The organism is Streptomyces sp. NPDC054866, assembly GCF_053610745.1.
In genome coordinates, this window is the sequence record NZ_JBSGZA010000009.1 from 229,264 (window position 1) to 249,098 (window position 19,835).

Sequence of the window (19,835 nt, forward strand, 5' to 3'; positions counted from 1 at the left end):
CAGACCCTCTGAACCTTGCCCGGGTCATTCCGGGTAGGAAGTTCGGTCATCACTCAAGCTGTTGCGCCCTGCCCGCGGACCGCCCGGTCCGTGGGCAGGGCCGCGTCTCTTCCTGGTCACTCCAGGAGGAATGAACTCAGTTGAACTCAGTGAGCACCACCAAGAAGATCACCGTCACCTCGGCCGCGGTCGCCCTCGGGCTCGTCGCGCTCTCCGCGTGCGGCAGCTCGTCCGACAGCGGCGACAAGGCCGATTCCAAGAGCGTCACGCTCGTCAGCCATGACTCCTTCAACGTCTCCAAGGACGTACTGAAGGCGTTCGAGAAGAGCTCCGGTTATAAGGTCAATGTCCTCAAGGACGGGGACGCCGGCGCCGCCGTGAACAAGGCGATCCTGTCGAAGGACAACCCGCAGGGCGACGTCTTCTTCGGCGTCGACAACACGCTTCTTTCGCGTGCGCTCGACAACGGCCTCTTCCAGTCGTACGAAGCCAAGGGCTCGGACCAGATCGCGTCGCAGTTCCGCGTTGATCAAGGCAAGCACCGCGTCACCCCTGTCGACAGCGGCGACATCTGCGTCAACTACGACAAGAAGTACTTCGCCGACAAGAAGCTGGCGCCGCCGAAGTCCTTCGCGGATCTGACCAAGCCCGCGTACAAGGATCTGTTGGTCACCGAGAACGCCTCGACCTCGTCTCCCGGCCTCGGGTTCCTGCTCGGCACCGCCGCCCAGTACGGGGACGACGGCTGGCAGGGCTACTGGAAGAAGCTCAAGGCCAACGGCGTCAAGGTCGTCGACGGCTGGGAGCAGGCCTACTACCAGGAGTTCTCCGGCTCCGCGGGCGGCAAGAAGGCCAAGGGCGACCGACCGCTCGTCGTCTCGTACGCCTCCTCGCCGCCCGTCGAGGTGCTCTACGCCAAGCCGCAGCCCAAGGAGGCGCCGACCGGCGTCGCGACCGGCACCTGCTTCCGGCAGGTCGAGTACGCGGGGCTGCTCAGCAACGCCAAGAACGAGAAGGGCGGCAAGGCGCTCCTCGACTTCCTGATCAGTGACAAGTTCCAGAACGACATGCCGCTGAAGATGTTCGTGAACCCTGTGCGGGAGAAGGTCGAGCTGCCCGAGCTGTTCGTCGAGCACGGTGTGAAGGTCGACGATCCGGAGACCATGGCTCCGAAGAAGATCGCCGACAACCGCGAGCAGTGGGTCAAGTCGTGGACCTCGCTCGTACTGAAGTAGAGGGGCCCCGAAAGTCCCCTACGGGACGCAAGTTTCGTACGGGGCTTTCGCGCGGGAGTGCGGCGCGGCTCGGTCTGATGGCCGTGCCCGTCGCGTTCTTCGCGGTCTTCTTCGCCTACCCGGTCGCCGCGATCGTCGCGCGCGGCCTGAAGGTGGGCGGGCAGTGGCAGTTCGGGCGGATCGCGGACGTCGTCGGGCAGTCCGACGTCCGGCACGTGCTGTGGTTCACCACCTGGCAGGCGCTCGCGTCGACCGCGCTCACGCTGCTCATCGCGCTCCCCGGCGCGTACGTCTTCGCGCGCTTCGAGTTCAGGGGCAAGCAGGTCTTGCGGGCGGTCGTGACCGTGCCGTTCGTGCTGCCGACAGTCGTCGTCGGGACGGCGTTCCTCGCGCTGCTCGGCCGCGGAGGGCTGCTCGACGAGATGTGGGGCGTGCGGCTCGACACGACCGTGTGGGCGATCCTGCTCGCCCACGTCTTCTTCAACTACGCCGTCGTCGTACGGACCGTCGGCGGGCTCTGGTCGCAGCTCGACCCGCGTCAGGAAGAGGCCGCGCGGATGCTCGGCGCCTCGCGGTGGACCGCCTGGCGGACGGTGACGCTGCCCGCGCTCGGTCCGGCGGTCGCGGCGGCTGCGCTGATGGTCTTTCTCTTCACCTTCACCTCCTTCGGTGTCGTGCAGATCCTCGGCGGACCCGCGTACTCGACGCTCGAAGTCGAGATCTACCGGCAGACCGCCCAGCTCCTCGACCTGCCGACGGCCGCGGTCCTGACGATCGTGCAGTTCGCGGCGGTCGGCGTGATCCTCGCCGTGCACGCGTGGACCGTGCGCCGCAGGGAGACCGCGCTGAAGCTCGTCGACGCCGCCGCGGTCGCGCGACGCCCGCGCGGCGCGGGACAGTGGGCGCTGCTCGGCGGGGTCATGGCCACGATCGCCGTGTTGATACTGCTGCCGCTCGGTGTGCTGATCGAGCGGTCGCTGAGCGGCCCCGACGGCTACGGCTTCACCTACTACAGGGAGCTGACATCTGCGGAGGGCGGGGCCTTCCTCGTCCCGCCCATCGAGGCGGTCTGGAATTCGCTCCAGTACGCGCTCGCCGCCACCGCCATCGCCCTGGTGATCGGCGGACTCGCCGCCGCCGCGCTCACCCGGAAGGCCGGTCGCCTGGTGCGCGGCTTCGACGCGCTGTTGATGCTGCCGCTCGGCGTTTCCGCGGTGACGGTCGGCTTCGGGTTCCTGATCACGCTGGACAAGCCGCCGCTCGACCTGCGCTCGACGTGGATTCTGGTGCCGCTCGCGCAGGCGCTGGTGGGCGTGCCCTTCGTCGTACGCACCATGCTTCCCGTCCTGCGCGCGGTGGACGGACGCCTGCGCGAGGCGGCCGCCGTGCTCGGGGCGTCGCCGCTGCGGGCGTGGCGTGAGGTGGACCTGCCGATGGTGCGGCGGGCGCTGCTGATCGCCGCGGGGTTCGCCTTCGCGGTGTCCCTGGGGGAGTTCGGCGCGACCGTGTTCATCGCGCGGCCGGACAATCCGACGCTTCCGGTCGCCGTGGCGAGGCTCCTTGGGCGGGCCGGGGAGCTCAACTACGGCCAGGCGATGGCACTTTCGACGATCTTGATGGTGGTGTGCGCGGTGTCGCTGCTGCTGCTCGAACGGCTCCGTACCGACCGCACGACTGGGGAGTTCTGATGGGTGTGGGTGGGAGTGCAGGGGTGGGTTTGCTGACGCTGGTGGACGCGACCGTGCGGTTCGGGGCGCGTGCCGTGCTCGACCGGGTCGGGCTCGCGGTCGACGAGCACGAGATCGTCTGCGTACTCGGGCCCAGCGGCAGCGGCAAGTCGACGCTGCTGCGCGCGGTCGCCGGGCTCCAGGAGCTCGACGGCGGGCAGGTCCTGCTCGGCGGGAAGGACCAACGTGGGGTGCCCGCGCACAAGCGTGGGGTCGGCTTGATGTTCCAGGACCATCAGCTGTTCCCGCAGCGCGATGTGGCCGGCAACGTCGCCTTCGGGTTGCGGATGCATGGCGCTTCGCGGGGTGAACAGGCCAACCGGGTGGCCGAGTTGCTCGAACTGGTGGGGCTGCCGGGTGCGCAGCGGCGGGCCGTCGCCTCGCTCTCGGGCGGGGAGCAGCAGCGGGTCGCCCTCGCGCGTGCGCTCGCGCCGAGGCCGCGCCTGCTCATGCTGGACGAGCCGCTCGGGCAGCTCGACCGTTCGCTGCGGGAGCGCCTTGTCGTCGAACTCCGTGAACTCTTCGACGAGTTGGGCACGACGGTCCTTGCGGTCACGCACGACCAGGGCGAGGCGTTCGCGCTCGCGGACCGGGTCGTGGTGATGCGGGACGGGCGGATTGCCCAGTCCGGTACGCCACTTGAGGTCTGGAGGCATCCGGCGGACGAGTTCGTGGCGCGGTTCCTCGGCTTCGACAACGTCGTCGACGCGACGGTGGCGGGTGACGTGGCCGATACCGTCTGGGGCAAGGTTCCGTTGCCGGAGGGTGCTGGGGGTGCTGGGGGTACGGCGGACGGGCGGTGCCGGCTGCTTGTGCGGCCGGCCGGGGTGCGGCTCGTGCCCGCCGACGAGGGGCTGCCGTGCGCGGTGACGGCGCGGACCTTCCGGGGTACGCATGTCGCCGTTCATCTGGAGCCTCGGGTGGGGCCGCGCCTTGAGGCGGCCTGTGCGTTGCGGGATGCGCCTGGGGTGGGGGAGACGGTGGGGGTTGCGTTTGATGCGGGGGATGTTGTGATTCTGGGCTGAGGCGAGAGATCGGAGCGGGGGAAACTCGGGTGCCTGCGAGGCCGTGGCCGATCTAGGGTGCGTCTCATGACCTCCTTGGAGTACGACCGCTACTGCGCTGAAATCGCGGAGCAGCTGGGCCAGTTGCGATCCACGCTGGCCGGAGCCGACCTCTCGGCCACTGTGCCCACCTGTCCGGAGTGGACCCTGGGCTTCCTCGCCCGCCACACCGGGGGCGCCGTGCGGTGGGCCGAGCGGCTGGTGGGCACGCGGGCCACGGGGGACATACCGGAGGAGGAGGTCCCGGGGATCCGCGGGCCCGAGGGCGACGACCTCGCCTCCCTCGACGCCTGGCTCGCCGAGACCGCCGAGCTGGCAGGCAAGACGTTCCCCACCGCGCGCGCCGACAGCCCCGTGTGGACCTGGGCCGAACCGCAGAACGCCGGGTTCTGGGCCCGGCGCATGACGCACGAGACCGTCATTCACCGTGCGGATGCGGCCATCGCCACGGGGGTCACGTTCGAGGTCGCGCCTGAGGTCGCCGCCGACGCGATCGACGAGTGGCTGGAGATTGTGCAGTTCGTGCAGCGGTCTGAGCCGGGGGACAGTGCTGCCGAGTTGCGTGGGGCGGGGCGCAGTATCCATCTGCACGCGACGGACGCGCCGCCCGGGCTGAACGCCGAGTGGGTCATCGAGTTCGGTGAGGAAGGCTTCAGCTGGCGACGGGGACACGAGAAGGCGAGCGTCGCGCTGCGAGGGCCGCTCACCGAGGTGCTGCTCGCGTTCTATCGACGGCGGCCGTTGGATGGCAGGGTCGTGGAGGTGTTGGGGGAGCGGGAGTTGCTGGACTTCTGGCTGGCGCGGGCCTCGTTCGAGTAATGCGTTCTCCCCAACCCCGCCCCTTCCCGAAAACCCGCTCTGGCGCGGGGGCCTTGGTTGCCGTCGTCACCGGCTTCGCCGAGTTCGTCCTCAAACGCCGGACGGGCTGAAGCCTTCGCCGGGGTGGGTGGGGTGCCGGTGTGCGGGGGCCTTGGTTGCCGTCGTCACTGGCTTCGCCGAGTTCGTCCTCAAGCGCCGGACGGGCTGAAAGTTCCGCCGGGCGGGATGGATGCGAGCGCCGCCGGAGCCTCCTCCACCCCGTCCACCAGCGCGATCCGTGACTCCATCGAGCGTCCCCGGGCCAGCGCCTGCAGCAGTGGCCAGGCCGGGAGGTGTTTTGTCCAGTGGTCGTGGTTCACCAGGATCATGGGGGCCGGTTCGCCGCGGGATTCGTAGTAGTTCGGGGTTGCCGCGTCGAAGATCTCCTGGAGCGTGCCCGCGGCGCCGGGGAGGAAGATCACGCCCGCGTTCGAGCGGGCGAGCAGGCCGTCCTCGCGGGTGGCGTTGGCGAAGTACTTGGCCAGGTGCGTGGCGAAGGCGTTCGGCGGCTCGTGGCCGTAGAACCACGTGGGGATGCCCACCGACACCCCGCCGGACGGCCAGCGCTCGCGCACGTCGAACGCCGCCCGCGCCCACTCGGTGACCGAAGGCGTGAACGACGGCGCCTTGGCGAGGAGTTCGAGCGCCTCGTCCAGCATCTCGTCGCGGAAGACGGACGCGTACGCGCCCAGGTTCGCGGCCTCCATCGCGCCGGGGCCGCCGCCGGTGGCGACCGTGAACCCGGCGCGGGCGAGCGAGCGGCCGAGCCGCGCGGCGCCCTCGTACGCCGTCGTGCCGCGGGCCATCGCGTGGCCGCCCATCACGCCCACCACCCGCGCGCTGACGAGCAGTTCGTCGAGGGCGTCCGAGATCGAGTCGTCGTGGATCGCGCGGAGCATCGAGGAGAAGACGTCGCCGTCGGCCTTGGTCTCCTGGAACCACTCGTACGCACGGGCGTCAGGAGTCGCCTCGTACCCACCCTCGGAGAGTCCCGCGAAGAGTTCTTCCGGCGTGTGGAGAAGACCGCGGTACGGGTCGAACGGCAGGCCGGGGACCGGCGGGAACACCAGCGCCCCGGCGGCCCGCATCGCGTCCGCCGCGCTCGGCTCCATCGGGCAGCCGAGGAACACCGCGCCCGTGGCGTCGCACGCCGTCAACGCGGTCGTACGCGCCGTCAGGTCTATGGCCTGGACGCGGCACCCGGCGAGGGAGCCGCCCGCGGCGATCTCGTCGAACTCGGCGAGCGACTCGATCTCGCGGTCGCCGCCCGGGAGTCGGGACGAGGGCCTGGGGGCGGATGCGGGTTCGGGAGTCGGCTGCATCCGCCCATGCTAAGCAGGCCGCGCCGAGTGCTGAGTGCCGAGTGTCGAATGAGCCCCGGCCACTTGTAGCCTCGTCGCCTCGGAGTCAGCCCTGGACCTCCGACTCGTCCATCCACATGATTTCCCAGGTGTGGCCGTCCAGGTCGTCGAACGCGCGGCCGTACATCATGCCGAAGTCCTGCGTCTTGCCCGCCGTGCCACCCGCCGCCACGGCCTTGTCCACCAGCTCGTCGACCTTCTCGCGGCTCTCGGCGCTCAGACAGAGCAGCGTCTCGCTGGTCGTCGTCGAGTCCGCGATCCGCTTCGTCGTGAAGTCCTGGTAGCGCGACTTGCTCAGGAGCATCGCGACGATCGTGTCGCTGATCACGACGCAGGCGCAGTCGTCCGTCGTGAACTGGGGGTTGATCGTGTAGCCGAGCTCCGTGAAGAACTTCTTCGAGCTGTCGACGTCGTTCACGGCGAGGTTCACGAAGATCATCTGCTGGTACATGAGGTGTCTCCCGTTGCGGTGAGTTCTGCGGTGAGTGCTGCGCGGCGCGTGCGTTCCGTGTCTTACGGAGGGTTAGACGTACGTTCGACGCAGAACTCATCGCCCGGCGCGGATTTTTTTCCCGCGCCTTCGATGAGGACTCCTCAGCCCGCGAGCGGCAGTGCCGCCAGCTCCGCGACCACCCAGGTCAGCGGCCCGAACACGGCCGCGAGCACGCCTGCCCGCAGCGCGGCGGTGCCGCGCAGCGTCGACGCCGGGGCCCCGAGCTGAAGCAGCGCCGACGTCGTCTCCGAGCGCGCGTGCTTGGCCTCGATCGCGGCCGTGGCCAGCGTGAGGACCGCGCAGCCCGCGACCAGCAGCGAGCCGAGCGTGGTCAGCGGGCCGACGTCGGGCCGGGCACCGGAGTAGAGCGTGAGCGCCGCGTACGCCCCGGAGGCCACCACACAGAGCACCCCGAGCGGCCGCCCGATCCGCCGCGCCTCTTCCTGCAACCCACGCCCGGCCAGGAGCCGCATCGCGCCGGGCCTGGCAGCCTGGAGGATGCGTCCGCACAGATGCGTGAGGCCGGGCCCCGCGAGAGCGAGACCGAGCGCGGTGAGCGCCCACCCGGCGAGCACACCCGCGGGGCTTCCGGTCAGGCCGCCCGGCATCCTCAGATCCGAGGTGCCGGGGGATCGGCTCGCGTACGTCTCGACGGCGAGGCCCGCCGCGAGGAGCGCGACCCCCCAGGGAAGGCCGCTCGGCGGGGCGGCCGGGGCGTTCGGGTCCGCCGGTTCTTCCTGCTTGCCGCCGGGCTTCGCGGTCCGGGGCCGCAGTACGGCCGCGCTGGCAGCGGAGGCGGTCAGCGGGACCAGGGCGAGCAGGGTGAGCACCGCGCCGACGGGCAACGGCTGCCCGGCGGCGAGCAGTTCGGCCGCGGCGCCGTCGAACGGCAGGCCCGTCAGATCGCCGCGCAGGTGTAGGAAGAACAGGAGCGCGACCATCGAGCCGAGCGTGCACGCCACGGCCGTGGAGATCGTGGCGAGCACCGTGAGCCTGGCCGGACCGAGCCCCACCGCGGAGAGCCCGGAGCGCGGCCGGGTCGCCGGGTCGGTGCGCGCGACGGTGACGGCGAAGTACACGGTGGCGGCGATCGGCGCGACGCACCAGGCGAGCCGCAGCAGGGCCCCGCCGGACGCCTCCGGGTGGCCCACCGCGTACCCCAGCGTGCACAGGAGCAGGAAGCCGGTGCCGGCGGAGGCCGCGGCGACGAGCAGCCTGCGCAGCTGGACCAGGGGATGCGCCCCGCGGGCTAGACGGAGAGCGAGCACGCGGCCCGGCCTTCCGCGTCGTCGGAATCGCCCTCGGCGGCCGCGGTCCCGGAGCCTTCGGCGGAGGCAGTGCCCTCGGCCTCGGGGGTGTCCCCGGCGCCGACCTCCGCCGCGAGCTCGCCCGACCCCGGCAGGTGCACCGTGTTCACGCGCCGCCCGTCGAGCAGCGTGACCGTCCGGTCGGCGAGGGCGGCGACCTCCGCGTCGTGCGTGGCGAGGACGACCGTAATGCCGTGCGAGCGGGCCGCGGTCGTCAGCGTGCGCAGGACGTGGGCGCGGTCGGCGCGGTGCAGCGGCGCGGTCGGCTCGTCGGCGAAGATCACCGACGGCATCGTGACCAGGGCGCGGGCGATGGCGATGCGCTGGCGCTGGGCCTGGAGCAGCGCGTGCGGCCGCTTGCGGGCGCAGTCACCGATGTCGAGGCGATCGAGCCACTCCTGGGCCGTGGTCTTGGAGACGCGGTGCGAGGCGCCGCGCAGCATCAGCGGCATCGCGACGTTCTCCCAGGCCGTGAGCTCGGGCACGAGGTGCGGCTGCGGGTCGATCCAGCCGAAGCGGTCGCGGCGCAGGCGTTCGCGGACCACCGGGCCCATCGTGTGCACCGGCGCGCTGTTGAACCAGACCTCGCCCTCCTGGGGCAGGAGCTGGCCGGAGAGACAGCGCAGGAGAGTCGTTTTGCCACTGCCGCGCGGGCCGGTGACGGCGAGGATCTCGCCCTCGCGGACACCGAGCGATACGCCGGTGAGCGCGGGAGAGCCGTTGTGTGTGACGTGGAGGGCGCGTGCCCACAGCACGTCGTTGTCCGGCGGGGCCACCATCACGTACACCTCGGTTCAGATCAGTTTGCCTCCCCCGTACGGGGGAACGAAGGCGGGGCCGATCGGTCACTGGGCACGCTAGGGATCCAGGCCGCGCTGCCTGGAAACGACGCGGCCCGGGGGCGCCCGTTCTCACTCGAACGGGCGCCCCCGGGGCCGGTGTTGATCACTCGATCACACTATGGGTCCCTGGGGGCGGGACCCGGGGGATCAGAGCTTCGTCCACGCCTCCGTGAGGACCTGGCGCAGGATGCCCTCGATCTCGTCGAAGGTCTCCTGCGTGGAGATCAGCGGCGGGGCGAGCTGGACGACCGGGTCGCCACGGTCGTCGGCGCGGCAGTACAGGCCGTTCTCGTACAGCGCCTTGGAGAGGAAGCCGTACAGGACGCGCTCGGTCTCCTCGTCGTTGAACGTCTCCTTGGTGGCCTTGTCCTTCACGAGCTCGATGCCGTAGAAGAAGCCGTTGCCGCGGACGTCGCCGACTATCGGCAGGTCGTGCAGCTTGCGCAGGGTCTGGTAGAACGCGTCCTCGTTGTCGAGGACGTGCTGGTTGAGACCCTCCTTCTCGAAGATGTCGAGGTTGGCGATGCCGACCGCGGCCGAGACCGGGTGGCCGCCGAAGGTGTAGCCGTGCAGGAAGGTGTTGTCACCCTTGTAGAACGGCTCGGCGAGCCTGTCCGAGATGATGCAGGCGCCGATCGGGGAGTAGCCCGAGGTCATGCCCTTGGCGCAGGTGATCATGTCCGGGACGTAGTCGAACTTGTCACAGGCGAACATCGTGCCGAGGCGGCCGAAGGAGCAGATGACCTCGTCCGAGACGAGCAGCACGTCGTACTTGTCGCAGATCTCGCGTACCCGCTGGAAGTATCCGGGCGGGGGCGGGAAGCAGCCACCGGCGTTCTGGACCGGCTCCAGGAACACGGCGGCGACCGTCTCGGGACCCTCGAAGAGGATCTCCTGCTCGATCTGGTCGGCGGCCCAGCGGCCGAAGGCCACCGGGTCGTCACCGTGGATCGGGGCGCGGTAGATGTTCGTGTTCGGCACCTTGTGCGCGCCCGGTACGAGCGGCTCGAAGGGGGCCTTGAGGGCGGGCAGACCGGTGATGGACAGGGCGCCCTGCGGGGTGCCGTGGTAGGCGACCGCGCGCGAGATGACCTTGTACTTCGTGTGGTTGCCGGTGAGCTTGTGGTACTGCTTCGCCAGCTTCCACGCGGTCTCGACGGCCTCGCCGCCACCGGTGGTGAAGAAGACCTTGTTGAGGTCGCCGGGCGCGTAGTTGGCGAGACGTTCCGCCAGCTCGACGGCCTTCGGGTGGGCGTAGCTCCACACCGGGAAGAAGGCCAGCTCCTGCGCCTGCTTGTAGGCGGTCTCGGCGAGCTCGTGACGGCCGTGGCCGGCGTTGACGACGAAGAGACCGGACAGACCGTCCAGGTACTTCTTGCCCTTGTCGTCGTAGATGTAGGTGCCTTCGCCACGCACGATGGTGGGCACGGGTGCGTTCTCGTAGTCCGACATGCGGGTGAAGTGCATCCACAAGTGGTCGTACGCGGTCTGGCTGAGGTCCTTGCTCACGGCTATCGGGTTCCCCACATATAGGTCTGCTTCTTGAGCTTCAGATAGACGAAGCTCTCGGTGGAGCGCACGCCGGGGAGGGCGCGGATGCGCTTGTTGATCACGTCGAGAAGGTGGTCGTCGTCCTCACAGACGACCTCCACCATCAGGTCGAAGGAGCCCGCGGTCATCACCACGTACTCACACTCGGCCATGGCCGTCAGCGCCTCCGCGACCGGATCCAGATCGCCCTCGACATTGATGCCGACCATTGCCTGGCGCCGGAAACCCACGGTGAGCGGGTCCGTGACGGCGACGATCTGCATGACGCCCTGGTCGAGCAGCTTCTGGACGCGCTGCCGCACGGCCGCCTCGGACAGGCCCACGGCCTTGCCGATGGCGGCGTACGGACGGCGTCCGTCCTCCTGAAGCTGTTCGATGATCGCCAGGGAGACGGCGTCGATGGACGAAGAACCGTTCCCGTGTCGGGAACTGCTGGAATCTGCGCTGCGACTGGCCACGACCCCATGGTGCACAGGACTCGACAGTTCCGCAAGGCCAGATCGATGAAATTCGTTGTCTGGAGCTTCGATAGTCACGGATTTCGCAGTTCTGGGCCTCCGGGTATGTTGAAAGCGTCGGTACACCGACTAGGGTGGGTGTCTCATCCACTGGACATCTGACTGGAGGGCCGGAAGTGACCACCGAGCTGCGCCGTCTGCGTAACTACATCGACGGAGAATTCCGGGACGCCGCCGACGGGCGGACCACCGAGGTGGTCAATCCCGCCACCGGCGAGGCCTACGCCACCGCGCCCCTGTCGGGGCAGGCCGACGTCGACGCCGCCATGGAGGCGGCCGCCGCCGCGTTCCCCGCCTGGCGTGACCTGACGCCCGCCGAGCGCCAGAAGGCCCTGCTGAAGATCGCCGACGCCTTCGAGGAGCGCGCCGAGGAGCTCATCGCGGCCGAGGTCGAGAACACGGGCAAGCCGACCGGGCTCACCCGGTCCGAGGAAATCCCGCCCATGGTCGACCAGATCCGCTTCTTCGCGGGCGCGGCCCGGATGCTCGAAGGCCGCGCGGCCGGCGAGTACATGGAGGGTCTGACCTCCATCATCCGCCGCGAGCCGATCGGCGTCTGCGCGCAGGTCGCGCCCTGGAACTACCCGATGATGATGGGTGTATGGAAGTTCGCCCCGGCGCTCGCCGCGGGCAACACCGTCGTCCTCAAGCCCTCGGACACGACCCCCGCGTCGACCGTCCTGATGGCCGAGATCATCGGCTCCATCGTCCCCAAGGGCGTCTTCAACGTCGTCTGCGGCGACCGTGACACCGGCCGCGCCATGGTCGAGCACAACACCCCGGCGATGGCCTCCATCACCGGCTCCGTGCGCGCCGGCATGCAGGTCGCCGAGTCCGCGTCCAAGGACCTCAAGCGGGTCCACCTGGAGCTGGGCGGCAAGGCCCCGGTCGTCGTCTTCGAGGACGCCGACATCGCCAAGGCCGTCGAGGACATCTCGGTGGCGGGCTTCTTCAACGCGGGCCAGGACTGTACGGCCGCCACGCGCGTGCTCGTCCACGAGTCCATCCACGACGAGTTCGTGACCGCGCTCGCCAAGGCCGCGGCCGACACGAAGACCGGCCAGCCGGACGACGAGGACGTGCTCTTCGGCCCGCTCAACAACGCCAACCAGCTGAAGCAGGTCTCCGGCTTCATCGACCGCCTTCCGGCGCACGCCAAGGTCGAGGCGGGCGGCCAGCGGGTCGGCGAGAAGGGCTTCTTCTACGCCCCGACCGTCGTCTCGGGTCTCAAGCAGGATGACGAGATCATCCAGAACGAGGTCTTCGGCCCGGTCATCACCGTCCAGTCCTTCACGGACGAGGCGCAGGCCGTGTCGTACGCGAACGGCGTGGACTACGCCCTTGCGTCCTCGGTCTGGACGCAGAACCACGCGCGTGCGATGCGCATGTCCAAGGTCCTCGACTTCGGCTGCGTCTGGATCAACACGCACATCCCGCTGGTCGCGGAGATGCCGCACGGCGGCTTCAAGAAGTCCGGCTACGGCAAGGACCTCTCGGCGTACGGCTTCGACGACTACACGCGCATCAAGCACGTCATGACGTCGATCGAGGGCTAAGCCTCCTCGTCACTGGGCTAATTCAGATGCCCGGCCCCGCCGCCCCCGCGTACCGTCAGGAACGCGGGGGCGGCTCCGTTGTGTGCTTCCTTCTTTCTCTTCTCTGCAAAAGATCCGTAGCGCACGCACTCTCCGCCCCCGCCTTTTCTGTACCTACGGGGGTGGGACCTGATGACGACGGCCGATGATCTCGCGGGGCTGCTGCTGCGCCGCCGCCAGAGCGTGCGTGTTCCCTCCGGCGCCGGGCGGTCCGCCGAGACCGACGCCGCCGTGGTCGTCCTCGAAGCCGAACTCGCCGACCGCGGGCACCTGTTGACCGCCCCGCTGCGCCGCGCGCTCACCGCGCTCTCCGTCGCCGACCTCGCCGCGACCGGCATGAAACTGATCGCCGACGTCGACGCGCTGATGGGGTCCGACCGGCGCCATGCCCCGCTGTTCGCGCGGTTCCCCGCCGAGACCGCGTACCAGCCCGCGTACGACCGCTACACCTCCGTCGTCGTCGAGTACCTCGCCGCCCAGCCGCACCAGCCCTGCATGAACTGCGCGGGCACCAAGGCACGCGTCCGTGCGCTCGCGCCCTGCGCGCACCTGCTGTGCGACGACTGCCACCGCAAGGAGCTGGACACGGGCTGCTGCGACCTGTGCTGCGTCTGGTACGCCTGCCCGGTCTGCGAGAACCGCTACGAGACGGACGGGCCCACCGACCCCTGGTTCGACACCGGGGCAGGCCTCGGCGGTGACGGCGGCGAGATCCTGCGCGCGCTGCGCCTGGCGGCGCCCGGTGACGCCGCCGCCGAACTCGCCGCCCTGCTTGCCCGCCGTACGCCCCTGAGTCCCCAGGACCACGACGACCTGGTGCTGCTGCTGGGGCACCTGGACCCGGCCGACGCCGCCGACTGGCTCCCGGACGCGATTCCCCTGCGCGAGAGCAAGGCGCTCGCCCTCGCGCCGCTGCTCGGACTGCCGGACGCGGGCGGGCTCGTGGGCCGGTACGCGGACACCGCCACGGACGTGCTGCGCATCCTCGTCGTACGGTCCGGGGGCGACCCCGACCTGCTCGAACTGCCGCGCCTGCGCGGCCTTCCGCGTCCTGTACGCCGTGAACTCCTCGCCCTGCTCGACCGGTTCGACTTCCGGCATCTCGCCGAGGGCATGGCACGCCACCCGCGCGCCTGGAAGCGGGTCGGCGAAATCCTGCACCCCTTCGAGCAGGCCCACCGGCACGCGCGCGTGGCGCTCGCCTTCGCGGTCCTGCGCGGGACCCGCATCGGGGACGGCGCGCTCGGCGAGACGCTGCTCGCCGAAGCCGCACGCCACGATGACGTCCGCATCGAAGGCGACCGGCTGCGGATTTCCACCTGGCAGGGGCGCGTCGAGGAGGCGCTCGGCCGCTGGGACACCGAGGCCGCGGCCGGCCTCCTGCGCGAACGCCCGGGTGAACTCCTGCGCCGCCTCGACCTGTTGCTGGCGCGGTCGGGTTCGACGACCCTGCCGGAGGCCGTGGGCGCGGCGCTCGCCGACGCCCTGCCGCACACCGCTCCCGGGCCGCTGCTCGGCGCGTACGGCCGCATGAAGGTCCGTTCCGCGCCCGGGCGCCGCCGAGTCTTCTTCCCGCGCGGGCGCGTCACCCAGGCCTACGCGATCGACGACGGCCGACCGCCGCTGCCGTCCCGCGTCGCGGGGCGCGCCGGTGAGCTGATCGAGGCGGAGGCCGTGCGGCGGCTCGCCGCGGGGGAGGGCGAGCGGTACGACGTCGCTGTCCTCGACGCCTCGCTGGCCGACCTTCCGGTGCCGTTCGCCGAGCGCGCGTCCGCGGCATCGCTGGTCGCGGTGCCGCGCGGCAGCTCGCTGCCCATGCCCGCGGACAGCGAGAACGTGAGGCTCTTCCTGCACTGGCTCCAGCCCAAGGGCGTGCGCGTCGACCTCGATCTGTCCGTCGCGCTCTACGACGACCTGTGGCGCTTCGTCGGCCTGTGCGACTACACACACCTGGCGTACGCGGGCGGCGCCGCCCGGCACTCCGGGGACCTGACGGCGGCGCCCGCCCCGCACGGCGCCACCGAGTACCTGGACCTGGACCTGCCGCGCCTCGCCCACGTGGGGGTGCGCTTCGTGGTGCCCGCGGTCCTCTCGTACAACAACGTCCCCTTCGACGAACTGCCGGACGCCTTCGCGGGGTTCATGGCGGTGGAGGGTACGAAGAGGGCCGTGTACGACCCGCGCACGGTCCGGCAGCGCTTCGACCTCGCCGGTGACGCGGCGCTGCGCGTGCCGATGATCGTCGACCTGCGGGCGCGGCGCGCCTGGTGGGCCGACGTCACCGTCTCCACGGGCGACGGCAACCACGACGTGTGGCGTTACCGCAAGCAGCTCGGCCGCATGGGCAACGACCTTCTCGGCACGTTCGAGCCGCGCGGCCGGGCCACCCTGTGGGACCTCGCCTGCTGGGCGGCGGCGGCCCGCACCGAAGGACCCGTGTACGTGCGCGGCCGTGGCCACGTCCTGTGGGGCTACCGCCGTGCCGACGACGAGCCGCGCGCCGACTTCGCGCTGCGCGTCCGCGACGGCTGGGAGCCGGACGAGCTGCGCGCGGAGCCGGAGCCCGAGCTTGCGGGCCGCCGCGCTCTTCTGGCGCTGCTGCACGGCGAGTTGGGGGGCGTGGAGGGCATCGCGTCCGGCACGGTGTACAGGCTCTACCCGGGTCCGGTCGACGCCTCGCCGCTTGAGCGGATCACCGCGGGGGATCTGGCGGGGTGGCTGGCGCCGGTGTGATCACGTCGGTGGACAGGGTGTCGCTTCCCGACCGCTCGGCTCGACGCAGCGTCCATTGCCTGTACGTGACACGCAGGCGCATGCTGCCGGAGTGCGAGCGAACCCCAGTGCCTCCTCAGTCTCCCGCCGGTCCCTGCTGCGTGCCCTCGGCGGCGGGGCGGCCGTCAGCGCGCTCGCGGGCTGCGGCGTGCCCGCCGCGTACATAGGCCCCGGCGAGCGCGCCGCCGGGGACCGTTCCCGGCAGGACAAGACACTGTCCTTCGCGAACTGGCCGCTCTACATCGACACCGACGACGATGACACGACGAAGCGGCCCTCGCTCGACGCCTTCGAGAAGCGGACCGGCATCGACGTCCGCTACACGGAGGAGATCAACGACAACGACGAGTTCTTCGGCAAGATCAGCCCGTCCCTGATGAACCACCAGGAGACCGGCCGCGACCTCATCGTCATCAGCGACTGGATGTGCGCCCGCTTCGTACGGCTCGGCTGGGTCCAGGAGATGGACCGCGCGCGCCAGCCCAACGTGACCAAGTACTTGGACCCGCTGCTGCGTTCGCCGCACTTCGACCCGGGGCGCAAGCACACCGTTCCCTGGCAGTCCGGCATCACCGGCATCGCGTACAACAAGCGCAGGCTCGGCCGGGAGATCAAGCAGGTCTCCGACCTGTGGGACGACGACCTCAAGGGCCGGGTCACGCTGCTCTCCGGCCTCGACGAGTCGTTCGCGCTGCTGATGCAGGGCGACGGGGTCGACATCACCAAGTGGAAGGCCGACGACTTCCACCGGATGTGCGACCGGGTGGAGAAGCTGGTGGCCTCGAAGCACATCCGCCGCTTCACGGGCAACGACTACATCAAGGACCTCTCCAGCGGCGACGTCCTGGCCTGCCAGGCCTACAGCGGTGACGTGATCCAGCTCCAGGCGGACGACCCTGACATCGAGTTCGTCGTCCCCGATGAGGGCGCCGAGCTGTGGGCGGAATCCCTGATGATCCCCAACCTGGCCCGCCACAAGCGGAACGCGGAACGGCTCATCGACTACTACTACGAGCCGGAGGTGGCCGCGGAGCTGGCCGCCTGGGTCAACTACGTCTGCCCCGTGCCGGCCGCGCGCGACATCCTCGCCTCGTCCAAGGACAAGGAACTGGCTTCGCTGGCCGAGGACCCGCTGATCTTCCCGGACGACGCGATGCGGAAGCGGCTCGCGATCGCGCGGGACATCACGTCGGAGGAGCGAACGGAGTTCGCGAAGCGGTGGAACGCGATCGCGGGGTTGTAGCGGGGGCGTTGCTCAGGACCGGCGTCGGCGCAGGGCCTTACGGGCGTCCTCGGCCGCGTACGTGACGTTCAGCCGCCAGGTCGCCAGCTTGTCCTGCACCTTTGACGCGACCGTCCGCCACTTGAACCACAGCGGCAGCTTCCGGAACGGCACGAAGGTCAGGGTGTCGTCGACGGCGGTCTCGGCGAAGCCGCGATGGCCTTCGGCGCGGAGCGCGGCGTACAGCTCGGGTGTCAGTTCACCGTTGAGGCGGGCGGCGACGCCGGCCGCGGTGTAGGCGAACCCGCGCTGCCCGCGGTCCGCCAGTCGCATCGCCCTGACTATGCGCGGCGATGCCTCCTCCAGGGTGCAGTTGAAGGCCAGGCCGATCACCGCCGTACCGAGGCTTCGCTCGCCGCGGTCGTACGCCGCGTCCCAGTCGGCCGGGTCGTCGACGCGCAGCAGTGTCTCGCCGCGGCTCCAGTCCCACTCGGCCCCCACGATCACGCTTCCTTCCTGTTCCCCGTGCTCAATTTGAACACCCGCGAGTCTCGTTGCGTTTCATGGGTAACCGAAAGGAACGAACGTGATGCCCAAGCGAATCGGCCTTCTCGCGGCGCTCGCCGCTCTGCCTGCCGCCCTCCTCACCGTGGCTGTGTCGACCCCGGTGTTCGCGGCGGATCCCCCGGCCTACCAGATCGACCTGGCGGCGCTGAACGACTCCGGATCCACGGGAACGGCGCTCCTGAGCCTGCGTGGCAACGCGCTGACCGTGTGGATCAAGTCCGAGGGGCTCGTGCCGGGACAGCCGTCGGCGCAGCACCTGCACGGCTCCACCGACGGGCACGATTTCCAGTGCCCGGACGACGGCGACGACACCAACGGCGACGGCATCCTCGACAACACCGAGGCCACCGTCCACTACGGCGACATCAACATCTCGCTGACCGAGTCCGGGGGCACCGACGCGGGCAGCGGTCTCGCCGTGGACCGGATGCCGGTGGCCGACGCGCAGGGCAAGGTCTCCTACAAGCGGACCATCACCGTGGGGCAGGACGTGGTCGAGCACATCAAGGACCTGCACATCGTGCAGCACGGCGTCGACCGCAACGACAACGGCAAGTACGACTTCGAGGGCGCGGGCAAGAGCGAACTCGACCCGAAGCTTCCCCAGGAGGCCACCGCCCCGACCAACTGCGGTGTCGTCAAGGGCGCGGCCGTCGGGTCCGTCCCCATCGGCGGGGTCGAGACCGGCGGCGGCACGGAGAGTCGCACGTCCACCGGTGCCGTTACCGGCGCGGCCGGAGCGGCGGCGGTGGCGGCCGCCGGGGTGCTGGTTCTCGCGCGGCGGCGCATGGTGCCCGCCGCCGTGGTCGCCGCGAAGACCGGGGACGCCGCGTGAGCCGCTCGGCCTGGCGGATGTGGACCGGGGTCCGGCGTGCCTCAGCCGCCCTGGTCGCCGCCGTCGCCGCGGCTCTGGTGCTCACCGCGTGTGCGGGGCAGGACAGTACGGCTGCTTCACCCGCGCCTCCCCGCCAGAGCGCGGCGGGGGACGCCACGGAGGGCGGCGGCCCCACGCCGTCGAAGGGGCCGGGCGAGGCCGCCGCGCCCCTGGAACGGTCGGTTCCGCAGCGGGTCGCCATCCCCTCCCTGGGTGTTTCGAGCGGGTTGGAGACGCTGGGGCAGAGCGGGGACGGGGCGATGACGACGCCGAAGGACCCCGATCTGGCGGGCTGGTACGAGCCCGGCCCCACCCCCGGCTCCCGGGGCCCCGCGGTGATCGCCGGACATGTGACCTGGAACGGCGCGGACGCGGTCTTCAAGAAGCTGAAGACGATGAAGGCGGGGGACACGATCGAGGTGACGCGCGCGGACGGGAAGACCGCCACCTTCGCGGTGGACCGTGTCGAGGAGTACCCGAAGAAGAAGTTCCCCACCCTGGACGTCTACAAGAACATCGACCACGCGGGGCTGCGCCTAATCACATGTGGCGGGGAGTTCGACGCGGACCGGAACTACTACCCCAACAACGTCACGGTCTTCGCGAGCATGACGGGCGTCGCGTAGGCGGTCAGGGCGATCCGCTGGGCGAGCGGGTTCATGTCCTTCCCCTTGGCGTCGGTCGCGTTGACCGAGTAGACGAGGGTCCGGGAGCCGTTCTCGGTGGAGGCGATCATGCTCAGGTAGCCGTAGCGGGAGCCGGTCTTGAGCCAGACCACCTGATCGCTCACCTCGTGCCGCTGGAGCCCGGCGGCGAAGGTGGGTTCGGGGGCGCCGGGCGCCAGCTTCGGCAGGGTGAACATCTCCTTCAACTGAGGCTGGGGCACGACCTCCCCGCCGAACAGCGCCTGCGTGAAGACCTCCAGGTCGGCGGTGGACGAGATCATGTCGCCCGCCGCGAAGCGGTCGAACTGGTTCCACTCGGTGACGTCGACGAGCCGGGTGGTGCCGTCCGGCTGCTTCACGCTCTGGTAGCCGCGGTTGTGCGGGCCGCGAATGCGGAGGTCGGCGCCGGGGAAGTACGTGTCGCGCATGCGCAGCGGCCGGAAGATCCGCTCGCTCGCCTGATGGGCGTACGAATCCCCGGTGACCCGCTCGATCAGCAGGCCGAGCACGGTGTAGCCGATGTTGCGGTAGTGCTGCTGGTCGCCGGGGTCGTGCTCGGGCCCCTTGGAGATGGCCGACGCGACGACCTCCCGGTAGTCCAACGTGTCGTAGCGGTGGGCGTATTCGTCGTCGAAACCGTCGCCCGACCGCAGCCCGCTGGTGTAGTTGAGGAGGCTGCGGACGGGGATGGGCTTGAACTTCTTCTTCGGATCCTCGCTCCGCTCCGGGAACAGCTCCGGCATGTAGTGCTGCACCGGCTTGTCGAGGTCCAGGTCGCCCTCGGCGGCCAGTTGGAGCGCCACGGCCGCGGTCACGATCTTGGTCGTCGATCCGGCGCGGAAGCGCCCGTGCGGGTCGGCCTTCCGGCCCGTGACCACGTCGTGTACGCCGGAACTGCCGCGCCAGGTCCCGTCGGTGCCCCCGACACGGACCAGGGCGGCGGTCGCGTCGGCGTTCGGGAGCCCCTTGATCGCGGCGCGCAGGGCCTTGCCGTCCGGCGCGGAACCCTGAGGGGAAACCGCGGCGGACGGGGCGTCCGCGAGGGCGGGGGCGGTCGCGGCGCCGGTGAGGCCGATGACGAGGGCGGCGGCGAGAGCGGTGCGGGCGGGGAACTGCACGATGCGACTCCAGGTGGGCTGTGGTGTGGGACCTGTGCTGTCCATCCTGGTGATCTCCCGGGCAGG

General features: G+C 70.4%; 17 protein-coding genes. 9 read left to right on the top strand and 8 right to left on the bottom strand.

Annotated features, from left to right (window positions below; genetic code table 11):
• Positions 1 to 149: 149 nt before the first annotated feature.
• The 4 genes from ACWGI2_RS35830 (at position 150) to ACWGI2_RS35845 (ending at position 4,845) form a co-directional block, all read left to right on the top strand.
• Positions 150 to 1,235, top strand: a complete 1,086-nt coding sequence (locus tag ACWGI2_RS35830) for a thiamine ABC transporter substrate-binding protein (protein WP_453699998.1) — start codon at positions 150 to 152, stop codon at positions 1,233 to 1,235.
• Complete coding sequence (locus ACWGI2_RS35835) at positions 1,211 to 2,923, top strand: ABC transporter permease (protein WP_453699999.1); 1,713 nt, start codon at positions 1,211 to 1,213, stop codon at positions 2,921 to 2,923. Before ACWGI2_RS35830 ends, ACWGI2_RS35835 begins: the two co-directional genes overlap by 25 nt.
• Positions 2,923 to 3,987, top strand: coding sequence for an ABC transporter ATP-binding protein (locus tag ACWGI2_RS35840; protein WP_453700000.1), 1,065 nt, complete (start codon positions 2,923 to 2,925; stop codon positions 3,985 to 3,987). Before ACWGI2_RS35835 ends, ACWGI2_RS35840 begins: the two co-directional genes overlap by 1 nt.
• A gap of 66 nt (positions 3,988 to 4,053) precedes the next feature.
• A complete protein-coding gene (locus ACWGI2_RS35845) occupies positions 4,054 to 4,845 on the top strand; it encodes a maleylpyruvate isomerase family mycothiol-dependent enzyme (protein ID WP_453700002.1) in 792 nt (263 codons plus the stop codon).
• 188 nt (positions 4,846 to 5,033) lie between these two features.
• Here the strand turns inward: ACWGI2_RS35845 and ACWGI2_RS35850 are convergent, their stop codons facing one another.
• The 6 genes from ACWGI2_RS35850 to ACWGI2_RS35875 all read right to left on the bottom strand — a co-directional run bounded on the left by ACWGI2_RS35850 (position 5,034) and on the right by ACWGI2_RS35875 (position 10,911).
• A complete protein-coding gene (locus ACWGI2_RS35850; RefSeq protein WP_453700003.1) occupies positions 5,034 to 6,206 on the bottom strand; it encodes an LOG family protein in 1,173 nt (390 codons plus the stop codon).
• Positions 6,207 to 6,291: 85 nt separating this feature from the next.
• A complete protein-coding gene (locus ACWGI2_RS35855) occupies positions 6,292 to 6,696 on the bottom strand; it encodes a VOC family protein (RefSeq protein ID WP_453400931.1) in 405 nt (134 codons plus the stop codon).
• Positions 6,697 to 6,839: 143 nt separating this feature from the next.
• Positions 6,840 to 8,006: a hypothetical protein gene (locus tag ACWGI2_RS35860; protein WP_453700005.1), complete on the bottom strand. Its 1,167-nt coding sequence runs from the start codon at positions 8,004 to 8,006 to the stop codon at positions 6,840 to 6,842.
• A complete protein-coding gene (locus ACWGI2_RS35865; RefSeq protein WP_453700007.1) occupies positions 7,988 to 8,824 on the bottom strand; it encodes an ABC transporter ATP-binding protein in 837 nt (278 codons plus the stop codon). Before ACWGI2_RS35865 ends, ACWGI2_RS35860 begins: the two co-directional genes overlap by 19 nt.
• Before the next feature lie 210 nt (positions 8,825 to 9,034).
• Positions 9,035 to 10,414, bottom strand: coding sequence for an aspartate aminotransferase family protein (locus tag ACWGI2_RS35870; RefSeq protein ID WP_453700008.1), 1,380 nt, complete (start codon positions 10,412 to 10,414; stop codon positions 9,035 to 9,037).
• Positions 10,399 to 10,911, bottom strand: coding sequence for an Lrp/AsnC family transcriptional regulator (locus ACWGI2_RS35875; protein ID WP_367049304.1), 513 nt, complete (start codon positions 10,909 to 10,911; stop codon positions 10,399 to 10,401). The genes ACWGI2_RS35870 and ACWGI2_RS35875 overlap by 16 nt, the downstream gene beginning before the upstream one ends.
• 161 nt (positions 10,912 to 11,072) lie before the next feature.
• Between ACWGI2_RS35875 and ACWGI2_RS35880 the strand changes: the two genes are divergently transcribed.
• The 3 genes from ACWGI2_RS35880 (at position 11,073) to ACWGI2_RS35890 (ending at position 16,566) form a co-directional block, all read left to right on the top strand.
• Positions 11,073 to 12,512: a gamma-aminobutyraldehyde dehydrogenase gene (locus ACWGI2_RS35880; protein WP_453700009.1), complete on the top strand. Its 1,440-nt coding sequence runs from the start codon at positions 11,073 to 11,075 to the stop codon at positions 12,510 to 12,512.
• A 171-nt stretch (positions 12,513 to 12,683) separates the two neighbouring features.
• The gene (locus tag ACWGI2_RS35885; RefSeq protein WP_453700010.1) at positions 12,684 to 15,284 is read left to right on the top strand and encodes an MXAN_6230/SCO0854 family RING domain-containing protein; all 2,601 of its coding nucleotides are present in this window, start codon (positions 12,684 to 12,686) and stop codon (positions 15,282 to 15,284) included.
• 91 nt (positions 15,285 to 15,375) lie between these two features.
• Positions 15,376 to 16,566: an ABC transporter substrate-binding protein gene (locus tag ACWGI2_RS35890; protein ID WP_453700012.1), complete on the top strand. Its 1,191-nt coding sequence runs from the start codon at positions 15,376 to 15,378 to the stop codon at positions 16,564 to 16,566.
• 12 nt (positions 16,567 to 16,578) lie between these two features.
• Here ACWGI2_RS35890 and ACWGI2_RS35895 read toward each other — a convergent pair whose 3' ends face one another.
• On the bottom strand, positions 16,579 to 17,046 hold the full coding sequence (locus ACWGI2_RS35895; protein WP_453700013.1) for a hypothetical protein: 468 nt from the start codon (positions 17,044 to 17,046) through the stop codon (positions 16,579 to 16,581).
• Between the two features lie 85 nt (positions 17,047 to 17,131).
• Between ACWGI2_RS35895 and ACWGI2_RS35900 the strand changes: the two genes are divergently transcribed.
• Both ACWGI2_RS35900 and ACWGI2_RS35905 read left to right on the top strand, forming a co-directional pair.
• A complete protein-coding gene (locus tag ACWGI2_RS35900) occupies positions 17,132 to 17,947 on the top strand; it encodes a hypothetical protein (RefSeq protein ID WP_453700014.1) in 816 nt (271 codons plus the stop codon).
• Complete coding sequence (locus ACWGI2_RS35905) at positions 17,944 to 18,612, top strand: class F sortase (RefSeq protein ID WP_453700015.1); 669 nt, start codon at positions 17,944 to 17,946, stop codon at positions 18,610 to 18,612. The genes ACWGI2_RS35900 and ACWGI2_RS35905 overlap by 4 nt, the downstream gene beginning before the upstream one ends.
• On the opposite strand, the gene ACWGI2_RS35910 is transcribed toward ACWGI2_RS35905, so the two are convergent.
• Positions 18,564 to 19,814: a serine hydrolase domain-containing protein gene (locus tag ACWGI2_RS35910; RefSeq protein ID WP_453700017.1), complete on the bottom strand. Its 1,251-nt coding sequence runs from the start codon at positions 19,812 to 19,814 to the stop codon at positions 18,564 to 18,566. The two genes, ACWGI2_RS35905 and ACWGI2_RS35910, sit on opposite strands and share 49 nt — an antisense overlap.
• Positions 19,815 to 19,835 lie beyond the last annotated feature (21 nt).

Bases quoted from the DNA above. Each gene is read 5' to 3' on its own strand.
- ACWGI2_RS35850 (WP_453700003.1), bottom strand. From the start codon at position 6,206: ATGCAGCCGACTCCCGAACCCGCATCCGCCCCCAGGCCCTCGTCCCGA.
- ACWGI2_RS35885 (WP_453700010.1), top strand. From the start codon at position 12,684: ATGACGACGGCCGATGATCTCGCGGGGCTGCTGCTGCGCCGCCGCCAG.
- ACWGI2_RS35865 (WP_453700007.1), bottom strand. From the start codon at position 8,824: ATGGTGGCCCCGCCGGACAACGACGTGCTGTGGGCACGCGCCCTCCAC.
- ACWGI2_RS35910 (WP_453700017.1), bottom strand. From the start codon at position 19,814: ATGGACAGCACAGGTCCCACACCACAGCCCACCTGGAGTCGCATCGTG.
- ACWGI2_RS35840 (WP_453700000.1), top strand. From the start codon at position 2,923: ATGGGTGTGGGTGGGAGTGCAGGGGTGGGTTTGCTGACGCTGGTGGAC.
- ACWGI2_RS35855 (WP_453400931.1), bottom strand. From the start codon at position 6,696: ATGTACCAGCAGATGATCTTCGTGAACCTCGCCGTGAACGACGTCGAC.
- ACWGI2_RS35845 (WP_453700002.1), top strand. From the start codon at position 4,054: ATGACCTCCTTGGAGTACGACCGCTACTGCGCTGAAATCGCGGAGCAG.